The sequence below is a fragment of the Desulforegulaceae bacterium genome (assembly GCA_034006035.1).
Lineage (GTDB): Bacteria > Desulfobacterota > Desulfobacteria > Desulfobacterales > JACKCP01 > JACKCP01.
In genome coordinates this window covers 85,515-103,606 of the sequence record JAVETN010000008.1, presented here as the reverse complement: position 1 = coordinate 103,606, position 18,092 = coordinate 85,515, and the positions used below count along the sequence as shown (strand labels likewise).

The 18,092-nt window shown below is 31.6% G+C and carries 17 protein-coding genes and 1 tRNA gene; 3 read left to right on the top strand and 15 right to left on the bottom strand.

Going from position 1 to position 18,092, the window contains the following annotated elements:
• Window positions 1-14: 14 nt before the first annotated feature.
• Genes RBR53_07910 through RBR53_07895 form a run of 4 tightly spaced genes read right to left on the bottom strand, consistent with a single transcriptional unit; the run spans window position 15 to window position 6,097 of the window.
• Complete coding sequence (locus RBR53_07910; protein ID MDY0132578.1) at window positions 15-2,540, bottom strand: PAS domain S-box protein; 2,526 nt, start codon at window positions 2,538-2,540, stop codon at window positions 15-17.
• A 6-nt stretch (window positions 2,541-2,546) separates the two neighbouring features.
• On the bottom strand, window positions 2,547-3,584 hold the full coding sequence (locus RBR53_07905) for a DUF3365 domain-containing protein (protein ID MDY0132577.1): 1,038 nt from the start codon (window positions 3,582-3,584) through the stop codon (window positions 2,547-2,549).
• A gap of 54 nt (window positions 3,585-3,638) precedes the next feature.
• On the bottom strand, window positions 3,639-5,369 hold the full coding sequence (locus RBR53_07900) for a PAS domain S-box protein (GenBank protein MDY0132576.1): 1,731 nt from the start codon (window positions 5,367-5,369) through the stop codon (window positions 3,639-3,641).
• A 50-nt stretch (window positions 5,370-5,419) separates the two neighbouring features.
• Window positions 5,420-6,097 (bottom strand): hypothetical protein, encoded by a 678-nt coding sequence (locus RBR53_07895; protein ID MDY0132575.1) that lies wholly within the window; start codon window positions 6,095-6,097, stop codon window positions 5,420-5,422.
• Between the two features lie 421 nt (window positions 6,098-6,518).
• On the opposite strand from RBR53_07895, the gene RBR53_07890 reads away from it, so the two are divergent.
• Window positions 6,519-7,979, top strand: a complete 1,461-nt coding sequence (locus RBR53_07890; protein ID MDY0132574.1) for a hypothetical protein — start codon at window positions 6,519-6,521, stop codon at window positions 7,977-7,979.
• Between the two features lie 345 nt (window positions 7,980-8,324).
• Here RBR53_07890 and RBR53_07885 read toward each other — a convergent pair.
• From RBR53_07885 to RBR53_07865, 5 genes are all read right to left on the bottom strand, one after another.
• A tRNA-Phe gene (locus tag RBR53_07885) sits at window positions 8,325-8,400 on the bottom strand.
• Between the two features lie 194 nt (window positions 8,401-8,594).
• Window positions 8,595-9,275: a superoxide dismutase gene (locus RBR53_07880; GenBank protein ID MDY0132573.1), complete on the bottom strand. Its 681-nt coding sequence runs from the start codon at window positions 9,273-9,275 to the stop codon at window positions 8,595-8,597.
• A gap of 70 nt (window positions 9,276-9,345) precedes the next feature.
• Window positions 9,346-10,014 carry a peptidylprolyl isomerase gene (locus RBR53_07875; GenBank protein ID MDY0132572.1) on the bottom strand — a complete coding sequence of 223 codons (669 nt, stop codon included), beginning with the start codon at window positions 10,012-10,014 and terminating at the stop codon, window positions 9,346-9,348.
• Between the two features lie 89 nt (window positions 10,015-10,103).
• Complete coding sequence (locus RBR53_07870) at window positions 10,104-10,970, bottom strand: alpha/beta hydrolase (protein MDY0132571.1); 867 nt, start codon at window positions 10,968-10,970, stop codon at window positions 10,104-10,106.
• A gap of 20 nt (window positions 10,971-10,990) precedes the next feature.
• Window positions 10,991-12,244 carry a CinA family nicotinamide mononucleotide deamidase-related protein gene (locus RBR53_07865; protein ID MDY0132570.1) on the bottom strand — a complete coding sequence of 418 codons (1,254 nt, stop codon included), beginning with the start codon at window positions 12,242-12,244 and terminating at the stop codon, window positions 10,991-10,993.
• 168 nt (window positions 12,245-12,412) lie between these two features.
• Here RBR53_07865 and RBR53_07860 point away from each other — a divergent pair, with 168 nt between their 5' ends.
• On the top strand, window positions 12,413-13,321 hold the full coding sequence (locus tag RBR53_07860; GenBank protein MDY0132569.1) for an AEC family transporter: 909 nt from the start codon (window positions 12,413-12,415) through the stop codon (window positions 13,319-13,321).
• A 28-nt stretch (window positions 13,322-13,349) separates the two neighbouring features.
• On the opposite strand, the gene RBR53_07855 is transcribed toward RBR53_07860, so the two are convergent.
• Genes RBR53_07855 through murJ form a run of 5 tightly spaced genes read right to left on the bottom strand, consistent with a single transcriptional unit; the run spans window position 13,350 to window position 16,989 of the window.
• The gene (locus tag RBR53_07855; protein MDY0132568.1) at window positions 13,350-14,135 is read right to left on the bottom strand and encodes a class I SAM-dependent methyltransferase; all 786 of its coding nucleotides are present in this window, start codon (window positions 14,133-14,135) and stop codon (window positions 13,350-13,352) included.
• Window positions 14,123-14,938 (bottom strand): bifunctional hydroxymethylpyrimidine kinase/phosphomethylpyrimidine kinase, encoded by an 816-nt coding sequence (gene thiD, locus RBR53_07850; GenBank protein ID MDY0132567.1) that lies wholly within the window; start codon window positions 14,936-14,938, stop codon window positions 14,123-14,125. Before thiD ends, RBR53_07855 begins: the two co-directional genes overlap by 13 nt.
• Window positions 14,938-15,150: a hypothetical protein gene (locus tag RBR53_07845; protein MDY0132566.1), complete on the bottom strand. Its 213-nt coding sequence runs from the start codon at window positions 15,148-15,150 to the stop codon at window positions 14,938-14,940. Before RBR53_07845 ends, thiD begins: the two co-directional genes overlap by 1 nt.
• Window positions 15,128-15,433 carry a septum formation initiator family protein gene (locus RBR53_07840; GenBank protein ID MDY0132565.1) on the bottom strand — a complete coding sequence of 102 codons (306 nt, stop codon included), beginning with the start codon at window positions 15,431-15,433 and terminating at the stop codon, window positions 15,128-15,130. The genes RBR53_07845 and RBR53_07840 overlap by 23 nt, the downstream gene beginning before the upstream one ends.
• Window positions 15,430-16,989 (bottom strand): murein biosynthesis integral membrane protein MurJ, encoded by a 1,560-nt coding sequence (murJ, locus tag RBR53_07835; GenBank protein MDY0132564.1) that lies wholly within the window; start codon window positions 16,987-16,989, stop codon window positions 15,430-15,432. Before murJ ends, RBR53_07840 begins: the two co-directional genes overlap by 4 nt.
• A gap of 186 nt (window positions 16,990-17,175) precedes the next feature.
• Between murJ and rpsT the strand changes: the two genes are divergently transcribed.
• Window positions 17,176-17,442 carry a 30S ribosomal protein S20 gene (gene rpsT / locus RBR53_07830; protein ID MDY0132563.1) on the top strand — a complete coding sequence of 89 codons (267 nt, stop codon included), beginning with the start codon at window positions 17,176-17,178 and terminating at the stop codon, window positions 17,440-17,442.
• Window positions 17,443-17,594: 152 nt separating this feature from the next.
• On the opposite strand, the gene RBR53_07825 is transcribed toward rpsT, so the two are convergent.
• Window positions 17,595-18,092: a hypothetical protein gene (locus RBR53_07825; protein ID MDY0132562.1), complete on the bottom strand. Its 498-nt coding sequence runs from the start codon at window positions 18,090-18,092 to the stop codon at window positions 17,595-17,597.

Genomic DNA, 18,092 nt, shown 5'->3' with positions numbered 1-18,092 from the left:
CAAACCACCTAAAATTAACAAATTAAGGCAAAATCTTTTTTACTAGATCTTTTGATTGAATACATTGCTTCATCAGCTTTTTTTATCAACTCTTCAATCTCTTCTCCATTATCTGGATAAATTGAAATTCCAATACTACATCCAATCTTTATTTCATTGCCATTATAGATAAAAGGTGTGGAAATTTTTGAAATTATTGTTTTTGCAATGTTTTTAACAGGATTTAAATTTTCTATTTCATCTATTATTACAAGGAACTCGTCTCCTCCAATACGAGAAACTGTATCAGATTTTCTTACAGAAGAATTAAATCTTAAGGCAACTTCTTTTAAAACAAAATCTCCTGCTTCATGACCAAAGCTGTCATTAACAAGCTTAAACCCGTCAAGATCAATAAACATAAAAGCTGTTTTTTTATTATTCCTCTTGGCTTTTTCATTTGCGATCCTGGCTCTGTCTTTTGCAAGCCTGATTGTTGGAAGCCCTGTAAGGGCATCGTGATTGGCAAGATGTCTTATCATTTCTTCAGCTTTTTTTCTTTGTGATATGTCAACGTGGGTTCCTGTCATTCTCAAAGGTTTCCCGAATTTATCCCATCTAACAACACGGCCTCTGCCTAAAACCCAAACCCAGCCACCGTTTTTATGCTTCATTCTTAATTCAACTTCATAAAAATCAGTTTTACCGGAAAAATGCTCTTTTAATGCTTTTTTTGAAATTTTCAAATCTTTAGGATGACAAAGATTAAGCCAGGTATTTATGCTTACAGGTTCAAGTTCAGACAATAAATAGCCTCCAATTTCTGCCCAGCGGTTATCAAAAACAGCCTCTCCAGTTTGAATATACCAATCCCAAAGTCCTGCATTTGTACCTTTCAATGCAAGAGTAAGCCTTTCTCTTTCTTTTACAAGGGAAGTTTCTGCTTCTATTCTAAGTTTTATATTTACAAGTATTTGTGCAAAAAGATAAAATAGATCAATTTCAATTTCTGTGTATTTAAGATAAGTTCTTACCCAGTCACAACCAACATATCCCAAAATATTATCATTATCTATTAATGGTACTGTGATAAGGGTTTTAATATCCTGGGGGGCTAAAATCTTTTTTAAATTTCCTTCAGGAAGAGCAGAAGCATCCCTTACAAACATGGGATTTCCTTTTAAATGGGCATCAAGCCAGTCATCAAGACCTTCAAGTGGAACATTTTGAAGCTCATCAATCTGAGGAATTATTCCCTTGTTGCACCACTCAAAAAGATTGGATGTGGTCTGGTTTTCAAAATCATAATCAAAAATATAAACTCTGTCTGCTCCAAAAGACTTTCCAATTTCACTCAAGGCTTTGTTAACTGACATTTCAACTTCATCAAGCCTAATATTTATATATTTTGAAGCAATGTCCATTAAAATATGCTGCATTTTAGAATAATAAAGAAGTTTTTCTTCTGCCTTTTTTTGGGCAGAAATATCTGTCATTACACTTAAAAAATATGTTTTACCCTGACTTTCAATTTTTTCAGCTGAAAAAAGTCCTGTTAAAATTTCATTTGATTTTGTCCTGATTTTCATCTCAAAATTGTAAATAGAACCTTTACTTTCCAGCTGTTTTAATACAAATTTTAAAACAGCTTTTTCAACAAAAAGATTCAAATTTTTTGGCCTTTTGCCAATGACCTCTTCTTTTTTATAGCCAAGGGTCTTTAAAAAAGCAGTATTAACGTCCGAAAAAACTCTTTCAGGAAAAATTGTCACAGCCATTAATTCAGGATTGTTTTCAAAAAGCCGGTTAAATTTTTGCAGTGCTTCCTGTTCATTACTAAGATCTTTTGAAATACTGAAAACACACTCTTCTCCATTCCATTTTCCAAGCCAGGACCTTGTTTCTACTGGAAGTTCTGTTTTGTCTTTTTTTTGAAGAGGCAAAGGACATGAACGTCTTTTTTGGGCAAACATATCAGATAAAATTTCTTCAGCTTTTATTCTGTATTTTTCAGGATGAAGATCTAAAAAATGCATTGTATTAAGTTCATCAGGAGTATACCCAAGTTTTTTACTTGCTGAGGGATTGGTGTAAAAAACATTACCCTGATTATTTCCAATAACAACAATGTCATTAATAGTTTCAAAAAAAGTCCTGAAGTTTAATTCCCTTTCTGCAAGCTCTTCTGCTTTTTGTTTATCTAAAGTAATATCAATAAAAACAGTTGAAAAATAACCATCCCCTTGTGAAAAAGCATAAACTTTAAACCATTTTTTAAAAGGCTCTAAATACTCTTCAAAAGTTTTGCTGCCTCCTTTAATTGCAAGTTCCCCATAAAACTTAATCCATTGAAACTTTAAAGTTTTAAGTTCCGGCATAACTTCAATTAGAGTTTTGCCAATAATTGTTTGTTTTGAAAGACCTGTAAGCTTAAAAAAAGCATGATTAGCCTTTATGAATTCATAATCACAAGGGTTGTTTTTTTCATCTAAAATTATTTTATGATAGGCAAAGGCAAATGAAGATTCTTCAATCATTGCTGATAAAAAGCTTTTATTCATATTTGTTCAATTCTTTATTGGTTCATCGTCTTTTTTAGACTTATTGTCATTGATATCATAATCAGAGTAATGTTTTTTTATGCACTCCTGGCAGATCCCATGGCTGAATTTTGCCTCAGAGTGTTTGTGGATATAGCTTTCAATTGAGTTCCAATAACCTTTATCATCTCGAATTTTTTTACAAAAAGAGCAAATGGGAAGAAGGCCGCTTAAAGTTTTTACTTCAGACCATGCTTCCTGAAGCTCCTTAACATATAGATCTCGTTCCTGCTCTGCCTTTTCTCTTTCTCGAATTCTATTTTGTATATATCCCATCCCTGCCCATAGCACCCCAACTCCTATAAACCAAAGGACTCCCAAGCCTTGGGCAGCTTGTGTCCTACCCCTGTATGCGGATTCCAGGTAAGGCTCCATGGGCACAGCCAGGCTTATTCCCCCTAGAACTTCACCAACTTTATATCCTTGATGTCCATGGCATTTTAAACAACCTTCTTCCACAACAAATGCTCGAATAAATCGAAAATAGGGAATATTGTTTATTGTTTCAATAGATGCTTTCTCTGTTTTTCCATTTTCAAAAGATTTCAGAGCCTTGGCTTCCCAAGGATCAGGTATATTTTCTGGATTAAGTGGATTTAAACTCGTGATATAGCCTTGAAGTCCGTATTGTTCCTTGCCCAACTCGTGAACTTGTCGGGTCATATAAGCTGGATTAACAAGAGTGAGTTGTTTCCCTGAAGGAGTTGAGATATCCCGCTCTTGAACATTTAAATATGGATTTGGGGGTGTGTTTTCTGTAATCGGCATATAAACACCTCCATGCATGGTTGCCCAACGGCGGTAAACAGTATCTTTATTAAAACTGACAACTGCTTCCAGGCGAGCCAGGGAAGAAAACGCTTTTTTTATGCTGATGGAGTTAAATATGAACAAGGCTCCAATAATCACCGTCCACAAAGCCACCATGCCCCAAATATAATATTTGAAACTATTTAAGTCATTTATAAAATATTCTGGTACTGCAAAATCAAATTTTTGGTTCATCAAACACCTTCTTTAAAGATTGTAAAACTTTATATATCGTCAACTAAAAGAGATTCAGGTCTGGTTTTGGTACTTGGCTTCATCCAATACTCTACGTACTTCTTTTGTCATTTCTGACATAATAATGGGCTTCATTAAAAATCCCTTAATACCAATATCTTCGCACATTTTTTCACTCACAAGATCACTAAAGCCAGTACAAATGATAATTGGTAGGTCTGACCTTATTGCCAGCATTGCTTTTGCAAGCTGAACGCCCGTTATACCAGGCATATTCATATCTGAAATAACAAGAGCGTTGATAATAAGATTCATGGCAATTTGATGTAGCTGAGTCGGGTCAGCCATAACTAATCCACAATCAGGTTGAAGATAATTTCTAATTTCTATATTTGCTGGAATAGTCGACTGGATTAGTTTAATAACTTCTTCAACAATTTGCTGAACTCTAACCGGGGTTTTTATATATTTATCTTGACGACTGAAAGAAAGGATCTGCTTAACAAGACCTGCCCCTCTTTCCCCTGCCTTTAATATTTTCTGAACATTTTCATAATGAAAACTTTCTGGCGGCAAATCTTCCAAAAGCATTTCAGATATTCCTATAATTAGAAATAGCAGGTTATTGAAATCATGGGCAATGCCCCCGGCCAGGTTACCTATGGATTCCATTTTTTGTGCTTGAATTACACGTTTTTCCATTTTCTTTTTATCAGTCAGATCCCGGACAATACCTTGAACAGTGCCGGTTTCCCTGTCAACAATACTTGAACTGACCTCAACGTCAATTATTGTTCCATTACGTTTGATAAGCTTTGTTTCAAATCTTGAATGGCCTTTTGTTTTTGTTTTTTCAAAAGCTTTTTTTGGTCTTTCCAAATCAAAATGAGGATGCAAATCTTGGAAACTCAATTGGTTAAGTTCCTCTTTTTTATAACCCAACATCTTTTCTATCTTGAAATTAGTGTCAAGAATTTGTCCGTTAAGGTTGAGCACAACTATCCCGTCATTAGATTTGTGAAATAATCTTCGATATTTTATTTCACTTTCTTTAATTTTTGATTCTGCCTCAATTCTTAATGTAACATCATCAAACAATGCCACCACCTCTCCCGAAGGTAGTTTATAAATCCTGTTTTCTCTCCAACCCTCCCGAAAAGCATCTTTATAATAGAATGGGTTCAAGTGAATTGGCTCACCTGATTTCCAAACTTCCTTTAAAGCACTAAACAAACCAGACTTGTCCATCATGGGAAATATTTCCAACAATCTTTTGCCAAGAACGTCTTTTCTTTGAATATTGGATATTTCTTCTGCAGCTGTGTTTAATGCTTTAAAAACAAAGTCTTCACCATTTTCTATTGGTTCATAAACAGCACCACCACTGGACATATGTTCAAACATTTCTGAAAATCGATTCTCGCTTTCCATCAAAGATGTTTCAAAAGATTTACGTTCAGTTATATCTGTCAAGGAAAGTAAAACCTTTTTGCTGTTATTTATTTTTAAAAGACAAGTGGAAATAAGAATATCCATGGTGGTCTCTTGTCCATTTAACAAAAAGGTCATCTGCCCCTCTTCTTCAGTATAGGTCTTTCCAGTTTCAAAAGTTGACACTACATAGTCTCTCAAAGGACAAACTGAACATTTTGGATTTGTACCACATTGGCTACCGTAAAACATATACTGACAATTAAAAACATCTCCGCAAAGACGGCCTGAAAGAGTTTCTTTATCCTTGCCAACAAAAGCAGCACCTTTTTGATTTATCATTTCAACCCTTATATTTTCATCAACAAGGGCAAGAACATTTGGAGCACTATCAAATATTGCCTTTAAATTTTCTGTATATTTTTTAATCTCTTTATTGTTTTTTTTAGTTCCATTGTCTCTTTTGATAAAGTCTCAGTAGCATTTTTTTCGTGTTTTAATGATATATCAAGTCTTTTGAGTAAAAATGCCACGGGGAAAGTGCTGACAATTGTGATTAAAGAAACATTTATAATAAAGATTACCCACTTACCAAAAGGCTCAGCAAATACATTTGCCCATGCCAAATTATTAGCATCAATTGTAAAATAAAGGGCTATAAGGATTAAAATATTTAAAATAACCGCAAAAACAGCACCTCGCAAACCAAAAAGAAAAGCCGCCATCACTGCTGCCATCACCATCCAGGCAGCCCATATATAATGTGGCCCAAGAGCTACAAAAAATGTAATCAGTATTGTGTATAAGAGCAAAAGCCAAATATAAGATAGAATAGGCATTGACTCTTTTTTTAAAAAGAATATAAGACTGATGATAAAATAAATAATTGCATCAAGGATTATTAAAAAATACATTTCTTCTTGAAAAAAAATGCTTCCTGAAAACACAACAACAATTGGAAATACAATCACTACAAACAACATCAATAAGTTTGTCAGCCAAGTCCGGTACTCTTCCAACCCTGCTGGTGTGTTAAATTTTGGTAAATTCCAAATATTTTTATGGCGGGTTTTTGGGGACATTATCGCTCCTTTTGTTTTATTCCATAGTACTGAAGCTATCATAATGATTTAAAGTCCGTTTTTTTTGTCAATCTCATCTTATACTGATTTAGTGTCAAACGCATTAATTATCTATATTCAGCCTATTAAATCAAGATTTTTTGAGAGAAATCCTGGTAAAGGATAAGTCAATGCGTCTGGTCAAGAAAGTTTTTGTATGTCAAAATTTATCAAATGCAATTGTGGCTGCTGAAACCAGTCATTCCAACAATCAAAGCCAGTTAAACCGGCCCTGACAATTCTTAATTCCGGGTAGTTGACTGAGCACCACACTTGATTGTTTAAAAATTTTGATTTATAGCCAATTGTAATTTGAATTATTAAAGAAACAGTTATTTAAAATCAGAAAGGAAAAAAATTGAAAAGATTTATTTGTTTGATTATGAGTTTATCGCTAATTGTAATCATAGGCTGTAACAGCAGTAGCGGAAGCTCTGACTCGAAAGATTCAAGTAACAAGACCCTTACTGGAAACGTTGCAAATGTAGACGGACTTTATTATGGAACAAATGCACCTCAAAAAATTACAACAAATGGTAATTATGAGTATAAAAAAGGTGAAACAATATCCTTTTATATAGGGGATTTTAAAATAGGATCTGTTAAAGGGCAAGAACAAGATGTTTTTCTTAATGATATCTTAAAAGGCAATGATTCTGAGCTTAATAAAAAAGCTTTGGTATTGCTCGCTTTGTTGAATAATAATGATTTTGGCAACTCTGATTACATTTTTCTTGACTCAGAAATTCAAGAAAAACTTAAAAATGGCAATCTTTCTTCTTTAGTTGAAAGGGTCAATAGTTCAGGTGGTGATTTGAATAAAATCGCTGAAAATCTTAAAGGTCTTTTAGAAGAAGAAATTGAAAATATACCAGTTTGTAATTGTGATTTTCAAACAAAAGATAATATCCCTGTAATTATTAAAGATATCATTGAAGAAAAAGAAGAAGATAAAAACGAACCAGTTGAAGAAAAAGAAGAAGATAAAAACGAACCAGTTGAAGAAGAAGAAGAAAACAAAAACGAACCAGTTGAAGAAGATAAAGATCAACCAGTTATAAACTTAGGAAAATATAAGTATGATTTTCTAAAGTTTTTCCACAAAGATGGTTACAGGCTTAAATCTTATACCGTTACTGAAGAAGAAAAGGAATATACAAAAAAATTTACGTATATAGAAGATTGTGTAAAGGAAACATTAACGTCTTTTTCAGAAAAAACAGATGTTATTCGTGAGTTATACATAAACTTTGAAGAAAAACCTTCTTATGTAGTTTCTGAAGCTTTTAATTTCGACGGTAATAACATTTTTTATCAAAACAAATTTAATTACAATAAGGAAGATTTAAGAATTGTAACACTTATAGGAAAAAAAGAAGGAGGATTTTATACCCCTTCTTCGCAACTTTTTCTGTATATTATAAACAGTACCAATATTGAAGTTTTTTATGATAATTCTTATCTTGCCACTGATTCTGGATATAATCCTGTAAATTCTTATTTTGCAAAAACAATTGATTATGATGATAATAAAATATTGTCAGCAGAAATTACTTTACCATTGGATCTTAAAATAAATTCAGCTTCTATTACAACAGTGAATTTAGAATATAAGTATTCAGATTCAGGTAAAATAACAGAAATAAACAACAATAAAGGTAAATACACCTTAACTTATGATTCAAGCAATCCAGGAAACATTAAAACCATAGAAATAAAAGGTATAGCCAACAAGGATATTACTATAGCTTTTGAATGGGAAAAAGGAGTAGGAGGAATAGAAAATCCATTTTTCTATGGCATAAGGTTTATTGACGAAATTAATCCATTGCTGTTGTTTTAAAATAACCATAAAAAACATTAACAATAATAAAAGGGGGAAGCATTTTGCTTTCCCTTTTTTTATAGATTTAAACCAACAAAACAAATATTGGAAAATCAATTTCAAAAAAAGCCATAACTAGTTTAATTTTTAATTCTGAAAGATGTTTTTTGACTTCATCATAAAGAAAGTATTTGAATTTAAAAACTCTAAAATATGGACAAATTGAAGAATAAAAAGAAAATTTACCCTAAATATAAATCAAAAAATTTTTAACAGGTTTTTAAAAAGAGGCTAGGATTTGCACAGACAAAGAATACCAAAAAACAAGGCTTTCAAGATAAATCCCGAAAGCCTTATGTTTTGTGGTGCCCAGGGACGGAATCGAACCGCCGACACGGGGATTTTCAGTCCCCTGCTCTACCGTCTGAGCTACCTGGGCTCGCTGTGAGCGATGAAAGAGTTTTTAGGTTATTTATGCTTTTGTGTCAATAGATTTTTAGCTTTTTACAAATAATTTTTTTTATATTTTTAAAAGTCATTTGAATTCAAACGGTTAAAAGTTTTCTTTTTTTAACTTATTTTTGAATTTAGACTTTTTTTAAATTTATCTTGCTGACCATTAACCATAAATAATTATTTAAGATCAAAACAAACTGAATCCGCATAATCCCAGTTAAGAAGATTTTTAGTTATATCTTTCATATAATCTGATTTTTTATTTTGATAATCAAGATAATAAGAATGTTCCCAAACATCTATTGTAAAAATTGGAACAAACCCCTGGGTAAGAGGATTATCAGCATTTGAGGTTGTCATTATTTCAAGTTTGTCCTTGTTTTTTACAAGCCATACCCAACCACTTGCAAAATGAGAGCTTCCAGCAAAAATAAATTCTTTTTTAAAGTTTTCATAACTACCAAAAGACTTGTTTATCATTTCAATCATTTGCTTGGATGGAGTTGTTGGCTTAGGAGAAAGGGAATTAAAATAAATCTCATGGTTTAATGCCTGCCCAAGATTATTGTATAAAGAAAAATATTTTTCTTTATTTTTTGTTTTCTTTAAAATTACAGCCACTGATTTCCCATTAAACCCAAACTTATCAATCAGCATATTTGATTTTTCAACATAGTTTTTATAATGAACTCCGTGGTGAAGCTTGATAGTTTTTGCTGAAATATAGGGTTCAAAAGCATTTGTACTATAATTTAATTTTGAGTGGACAATAGTTTTTTCTTTTTTTTCTGAGGAACAAGCCATGAGAAAAAACAAAACAAACAAAATTGATGAAATTAATCTGATTTTATTTTTCATTGTTATCCTCCTATTAGTTATCCTTTTATTATCAGTATTTTGAATAAACAGGTTAAAGTTTAAACTGAAATTATTCAATAATTTTAACTGTTTTTATTTTCACATCTTCAAGAGGGCGATCATTGGAGCCAGTTTTAACTTTTTCAAGTTTTTCAACTATATCCAGCCCTTTTACAACCTCACCAAATACTGTGTACTGAGCATCAAGCATTGGAGCTCCTCCAATGGTAGTATAAATATGTTTTTGTTCTTCAGTGAATTTTGTATTAAGCCTTTGTTCATACATTTCAAGTTCGTCGCTTTTAAATACCTTTCCAGTAACTATAAAAAACTGGGAACCTGAAGATCTTCTCATGGGATTGACATTATCCCCTGTTCTTGCAGCAGAAATAGCTCCTTTTTTATGGTAGTATTCAGGAATTATTTCAGCCGGAACATTATAACCAGGACCTCCAGAACCAAGGGCTTTTTCTTTAGGTGCATTTTTTGACTGGGGATCTCCGCCCTGAATCATAAAGCCTTTAATTATTCTATGAAAAAGAAGGTCATCATAAAACCCTAGATTCACAAGATTTAAAAAATTTTCTTTATGTTCTTTTGTTTTATCATACAAAACAATTTCAATTTCTCCCATATCAGTATCTAAGAGAATTTTTGTGTTTTTTTCAGCTGAAACATTGTCTGCTGAAAAAAGGCTGATTCCTGCAATAAACAAAACAAACAAAACCAATGACTTCATAAATAACTTTTCCTTTTCTTTTAAATGTAAGATCTACAAAAAAAATTTGCAGTTTAGTAAATAAAAAATGCAATTGTTAACTTGATTATTTATTGAAAAACAAAATCTTTTATATGATTAACCACTTCATCAGGCTTTTCCATTGGAATAAGATGACCTGAATTTTTTATTACAATGGCTTGGGAATTTTTACATTGTTTTATAAATCTTTTTTGCTCTGGCATAAACATTACATCTGAGAATTCAGCCCTTAAAAGCAAAGTTTTTGTTTTGAGTTTCCTTGGCCAGAACCAAGAATATAATGGATAATTTTCAAAAACCCTTGCCTCAGCTTCTGGAGGGCAAACAAGCTCTACCCCGCCTTTTTCTGATTCTTTAAGGCCATAGGTTATATATGATCTTAAAAATTCTTCCTTAAAATTTTTAAATAAAGCCTTTCCTTTAAAATAATCATAGGCATCTTGTCTTGATTCCCAATGATTTCTTCTTCCCCTTGCCCTTTTTGCAAGAATAAATGCGTTTTTTTGTCCTATAATTCTTATAAAAGCCATATAGGCGATATATCTATAAGGAAGCATAACTGGATCAATTAAAATAATTTTTTTAAACAAATCCGGTCTTCTTGCAGCTGCAAACATGGTTGCAACAGCTCCTATGCTGTGCCCTACTCCAACTATGGGAAGCTTTACTCTTTTTTCAATAAAATCTATTAAATCAGTTGCCGAACTCTGCCAGGAGGTGCTTCCTGTTGTTTGTGAATCCTGGCCTCTTTGACCCATTCCAATTACTCTGAAATCATTGGTAAGTCTTTCCATGAAAGGGAGATAAACACTGACTGGAAAACCATTTGCATGATAAAAATGAAGAGGTGTTTTTTTACCTCCACTGTCAAGAAAACTTAAATTTAAACCATCAATCCCATGGGAGTCACAATCAAATTTAAAATCATTATCCATACAAAACCTCATAATTTAAATTAAACAAATTTTTCAATTTCTTTTAAAAGATAATAAACAGCTGTTGCTGAAAAAAGTTTTTTATTTAAAAGCCTGTCTTTCATATCTCTTTCAAATCTAAAGGCTTTAGTTCCCTTTGATGTAGATATTCCTATAAAAACAGTACCTATAGGTTTGTCTTTAACCCCGCCTGTTGGTCCGGCAATTCCTGTTGTTGAAATACCAAAATCAGATTTACCTTTAATTCTTGCACCTAGAGCAAGTTCCATGGCACATTCTTTTGAAACTGCTCCAAATTTTTCTATGGTTTTTGTTTTTACATTTAAAAGTTCTACTTTTGATTCATTTGAATAGGTGATAGCCGACATTTTAAAAAAAGCAGAACTTCCTGAAATATCAGTAAAGCTGTTTCCAATTAAACCGCCTGTACAGCTTTCTGCAACTGAAAGAGAAAGCTTGTTTTCAATTAATAACTTAGCTGTTTTTTCATAAAGGGTTTTACCACTTCCTGAAACAATTTTACCCTCAAGATTTTTTGCTATAAAATCTTTGGCTTTTCTTATTTTAAGTTCAAGTTTTGACAAGTCCTTTCCTCTTCCGTAGAGCTTTACAAAAATATGGGGGAAAACTGCCTGAATACCTAATTCAACAATTGAACCCGAGGGATTAAAAGGAAAATAATTTTCAAACTCTGACAAAAGAAAACCGGTTTTTGATTCAGGAAGCCCAAAAACAGTAAATGTTTCTGAAATATAAAAATCTTGGGTTTTTATTTTTTCATCTATAAAAAACTCAAACATTCTTTCCATTTCATAAGGCACTCCTGGTAAACAATAAAACTCTGCTTTTCCTAATTTAAAATAAACTCCGGGGGCTGTTCCAAATTTATTTTCTATAAAACCAGCATCTTCCGGGATCATGGCCTGAACCATATTTTCTTCAGGCATTTTAAAGCTTCTTTTTAAAAAATAGCTTTCTATTGACTGCAAAGCTTTTTTATTTAAACTAAGGGGAGAATCAAGGGCTTTTGAAACTGCAAACCTTGTTTTATCATCTATTGTAGGACCAAGGCCCCCTGTTATAATAACCAGCTCGGCTCTTTTGGAAGCATCCAGAATAAGATTATAAAGATCTGTTTCATTGTCTCCACAACAATGATGAAAAATTACATCAACTCCTTTTTTGGTAAGTTTTGATGTAATCAGATTTGTGTTTGTATCATCAAGATCACCTGTTAAAATTTCTTTTCCTGTGGCTATAATTTCTGCTTTCATTGTTACCGCCGTTTTATTGATTGATATTTTGCTCTGATAAATTTAAATCAATGGGTAATAATAAAGGTTATTTGTTTCAAAACAAGCTATTTTTAAATCTTCAACAGATTTAATAAAATCGTTTTTTTAAATTTAAACAATGATGATATTTTCTAAGGATTTTAAATAATGGAAAATTTTATAATAACAATGACATATCTTTTTTCAGGAATGGCAATTAAAAAAATCCCTGATTTTCCTGTGGATACGGGAAAAGTTTTAAATCTTTTTGTAATTTATTTTGCCCTTCCCGCCCTTATTTTTATGAAAATCCCTGAACTTGAATTTGATGAAAATCTTTTTATAACAGCTCTGATTCCCTGGCTTTGCCTTGTTTTTTCTGTTGCCGTTATTTTAATATTTTCAAAAGCTTTTAATTGGGAAAAGGCTTCAACAGGATGCCTTCTTTTGCTTGTTCCGCTTGGGAACACTGCTTTTTTAGGGCTTCCCATGGTAAATGCATTTTATGGCGAAAAAGGGGTCCCTTTTGCTCTTTTGTATGATCAAACAGGAACTTTTCTTGCCTTTACAACCTATGGCTCATTTATTCTTGCAGTTTACGGAAAAAAAACTGCCAAGCCAACATTTACAAATATTTTAAAAAAAATATTCCTATTCCCGCCTTTTATAGCCCTTATCATAGCTTTTGCTTTTAAAAATCAGCCATACCCCCAGACCTTTACAATAATTATAAACTCACTTGCCCAGACCCTTGTCCCCCTTGTAATGGTAGCTGTTGGGTTTCAGCTTTCATTAAGACTTGGACATAACTTAAAATCAAAGCTTATTTTCGGGCTTTTATTAAAGCTTTTATTTATGCCTTTGTTTGCTCTTTTTATATGCAAATTAATAGGATTTAATTCCTTTGCTTCCAAAATCTCAGTTTTTCAGGCAGGAATGCCTTCAATGGTTACAGCCGCTGCCATGGCTATAATGGCAGATATTGAACCTGAGCTTGCAGCAGCTCTTGTTGGCACAGGAATTATCATAAGTTTTGCAACCCTGCCTTTGGTTTTTAATCTTATTAATTTGCTTTAATCAAAATTATGTAAATTTATTAAAAATATCAGGTGAGATAAACATCATACCTGACAAGTCTTGATTGGATTTGATGGGAAGGTTTTATTTTTTCTGAAATAAAAGCTGAGTTTACAGGTCGTTTTACAACTATTTTTAAATTTTTATTGCTATAAATTTTTTCAAACAAAATTGATGAATCTTCATCTTTTCCAATAATTTTTCTTAATACTTCAAGTTCTTTTTTAGGTTTTGCCTTTTTTTTACTTTCAAGAGGATACATAGGATCAAGATAAATCACATCTGGTTTTTCTTTTATTTTGTTTTTTTCAAGTTCATTAAATATGTTCATTGAATCTGAATTTACAAATAAAAGGTCGTTTGTTTTTTTATTAAGGGAAAAGTAATTTTCAAGGCCTTTTTCAAGAAGATAAAACAAAAACATATTTCTTTCAAAACCAACCACCTTTGCACCAAGGCAGTAAAGAAAAAAAGAGTCTGTTCCAAGGCCTGCAGTTGAATCAACAATAAAAGGTTTTTTTTCCATTCTGCCCTTAAGGCCTACAGCTCTTGCCAGGGGACTTCTAACAGTTGAGGTTTTAATTCTATAATTTATTTTTTCGCTGTTAAAATTAACTGAAATACCTTTTGATCTCATATTTGAAAATCTTATTTCAAAAACTTTTCTATCTACAAAAAAATAAAACTCTCCTTTGTCCTCAATTTTTAAAAACTCTTCCATTGATACACAGGAAGATGAAGTATTTAAGGCAATTTCTTCAGCTTTTTTATACAAACTTTTATTTTGATAAACTATAAATTTTATTTTTTCCATTTGTAATAATTAAAAAAATGGTGGGTTGGTCCGCACCCATGACCAAGTGGAATTGAGTTTTTAATGGCTCCTGTAACATATTCTTTGGCATTTTTTAAACTTACAAGAAGTTCTTTTCCTTTTGCCAGATTGGCTGCAATTGCTGAAGAAAGAGTACATCCAGTTCCATGGGTGTTGTTTGTTATAATTTTTTTGGAATCAAAGTAATGAAAACTTTTTCCATCATATAAGATATCTATACAATCTTCCCCTGTTAAATGCCCTCCTGTAACAAAAACATTTTTTGGACCAAGTTCAAAAATTGATTTTGCGGCATTTTCCATATCTTTTAAAGTTTGAACTTCAAATCCTGCAATTTTTGAGGCTTCGTGGATATTTGGAGTAACAATAAAAGAAAGGGGAAAAAGCTCTTTTATCATTTTATCTATGGCATCTTCAGCAATCAAAAGAAAACCAGATTTTGATATCATCACAGGATCAAGAACAAGAAAATCATTGTTTTTATTAAAAAGTCCTTGTTTTACTGATTCAATAACCTCAATACTTGAAAGCATTCCAATTTTTACTGAATCAATTTTAATATCTTCAAATAAAACCTCTATCTGCCCTTTTACAATTTCAGGATCAATGTTTTGAACATTTTGAACCCCTTTTGTATTTTGAACAGTAACAGCAGTGATCACACTCATTCCAAAAACCATATTTGCCTGGAAAGTTTTTAAATCAGCCTGAATCCCGGCACCCCCAGAAGAGTCTGAACCAGCAATAGTAAGGGCTGTTTTTAAAGGCAGAGTTGGTGACATTAAATATTTTTCCTTTCAAATCTTTTTATATATTTATTTCTTATTTGTTTAATTTCATCAGAACTTTTATTTTTTGTAATAATTTTTATAAAATTTTCAAGAACTTTAAAATTGGCTGAATTATTAGAATTAATAAGATAATCAGCATAGGCTTGGTACCCGTTTTTTTCTAAAAGATTAATATATATTTTATTCTTTTTTAAATTGTCCATCAAAGTTTTTATCCTCTATAAATAAAACAATTTCATCATCTTTTACCATATGAAATTCATTTCTTATTACATGCTCAATATAGTTTTTATCATTTTGAAGTCTTACTATTTTTCTTGATAAATCTTCATTTTCATTTTCAATTTCTAAACTTTCATTTACAAGTGAAGTTTTTTTTGCTTCAAGTTCTTTTACCTTTAAATACCCTTGATCATTGAAAATAATAAAACAAAAATAAATAAACGAGATTATAAGAAAAATAATGGAAAAAGTTTTGAAGTTCATTTTTTTCTACCAACCAAGTACTTTAATGTTTGAATTTCAGGAAATTTTACAAAATATGAAAATAAAAAATAAACCAAAGTTCCTGATATAATTCCTGATACAATCCTAAGTAAAAGAATTGTAGTTGAATGTTTTAAAAACTTTACAAAATAAAAATCTATCGAGTAAACAACCAATCCCATAATTGCCGATCCAAGAATAATAAAAAAAACTCTTTTTAAAAACAACTTTAAATTAAGCTTTTCTATTTTTGTCTTGATTTTAATAAATAAAATAAAAAAATTGGCAATACTTCCCAGGGATAAAGCAAGAGCTAAGCCTGCAAAAGACAGAAAATTCATTAAAACAACTGCTGCTATAATATTAATTGAAAAAGATATTATCCCAGCTCTTACAGGGGTTTTTGCATCTTTAAATGAATAAAAAAACGAAATAAGTATTCTTAAGCTTGATGCTGCAAATAAGCTTGGAAGATAACATAAAAGTGCATAGTAAGTATAAATTGTCATCTGCCCGGTAAACTCACCTCTTTCAAACAAAAGCTGTATAATGGGAATACCAAGAACTGCAAGACCAACACTTGCAGGAATGGTAATAAACATTATAAACAAAAGCCCTTCAGAAAGTGTGGTGGAAAGTTCGCCAAGTTTTTTTTCTTCAACCTGCCTGGACATTAAAGGAAGAATTACTATTCCTGCTGTAATTCCAAAAATACCAAGGGGAAACTGAACTAATCTGTCTGAATAATAAAGATAGGAAACACTGCCCGGCTGAAGAAAAGAAGCAAGAATTGTATTTATTAATATACTTATCTGGTAAACTGCGGCCCCAAAAACTGTAGGGCCCATGAGTTTTGTAACTTTTTTTATTTCAGGATGCCATAGCTTTATTCCTTTAAAAGGATTTACCCCTTTTTTAAATAAAAATGGAAATTGGACTAAAAGCTGGATCAATCCTCCTGCAAGCACGCCCCAGGCAAGAGCAAATACAGGTTCTGTAAAGTAAGAGCCAAATAATAATACAGATGAAATCATTGAAATATTTAAAAACACCGGTGCTATGGCAGGGGCAAAAAAATGTTCAAAACTATTTAAAATTCCCATACAAAGAGCTACAAGACAAATAAACAAAAGATAAAAAAACATTATCTGGGTTAAAACTATTGAAAGCTCGGCCTTTCCGGGAATTTCAAAAAAACCAGGAGCAGTAAGTTTAATAATTATAGGGGAAGCCGCAGCTCCTAAGATGCAAAAAAAAAATAAAAATACAGAAAAAAATCTAAATGAGGACTCAGCAAAAAAAACTGCTTGGTTTTTGCCTTTTTTATTTAAAATTGATGTAAACACAGGAACATAAGCTGGAGTAAGTGAACCTTCGGCAAGCAATCTTCTAAAAAGATTGGGAATTCTGAATGCAACAAAAAAAGCATCTGCTGCAGTGCCTGCACCAAAAAAAGAAGCTATTACCATATCTCTTACAAAGCCAAGAATTCGACTTAAAAGGGTTGAAAGGCTTACCACCCCTGCTGAAGCAAATGTTTTTTTTACCCGGGACATTTTATATTTTCATACCCAAATTAAAGGATTGTTCAGGACAAAACCAATTTTTTAAAATCATTAATTTCAATATAACTTTTAAAAAAAATTGACAAGTTTTTAAAAAAAAGATAATTAGTTTCATTTGTAAACAATTTAAAAAAATAACTTGAAAAAATATTTGAATTTCAAAAGGAGAGCTAGAAATTGGCAAATCATAAGTCAGCTATAAAAAGAGCTAAGCAGAGTGAAAAAAGTAATTTAAGAAACAAGGCTGTTAAAACAAGAGTTAAAACAATCACCAAAAAAACCATTGCCGCAGCCGAAGCAAAAGACGATACAGTAAAAAACTTTCTTAGTGAAGCAACCTCTATTATTTCAAAAGCTGCTCAAAAAGGTGCAATCCACAAAAATACAGCTTCACGTAAAATATCCAGGCTTTATAAATTTGTTGAAAAAACCATTAATGCTTAAATCAACAAATTAAATCAGCTTTGGTTAATAAAATTCAAGGCATATCTATTAATATATAAAACTGATATGCCTTTATTTTTTTAGGTCAGTTTTTTAATTCAGATGAAATTAAAATATTTGTGAAAATATCAATTTAATTTTAATATTGATATTTAAAAGTCAGAAGTAAGTTCCATAACTACTCTTCTTGATACCTTTAGACAAAGCTCCCTCATATCTTCATAGGGCACTCCAAAGCTGAATGATTCATCAGAATTTGTTTCAAAAACATAGTTTTCACTAAAGTTGTTCCTTCTAAAAAGTACCTTCCCTTTTAAATTTACAAACCTAAGATTTAAAACTATGCTAAGTCTCCTTTCATAAGAGCCGCCCGATGATTTTTTAACAGGATTTGAAATAGACATTTTTAAAATTTCACCTTTAAGAATCCCTTTTGCCTCTTTACCTGTTGCAAAAATATTATACTTGGAAAACTCCTGGATAAATTCATCTCTCATACAGCTGTCAATTCCTGAAAATCCGGTTTGATTTTCAAATATATCAACATCAGCTTTTTTAATACCCAAAGGAAGGGAACCACTGCCTGAGAAATGATATCCGCAGGAGATAAAAACAAATAATATAACTAGAAAAACTAAGTTTTTTTTCAT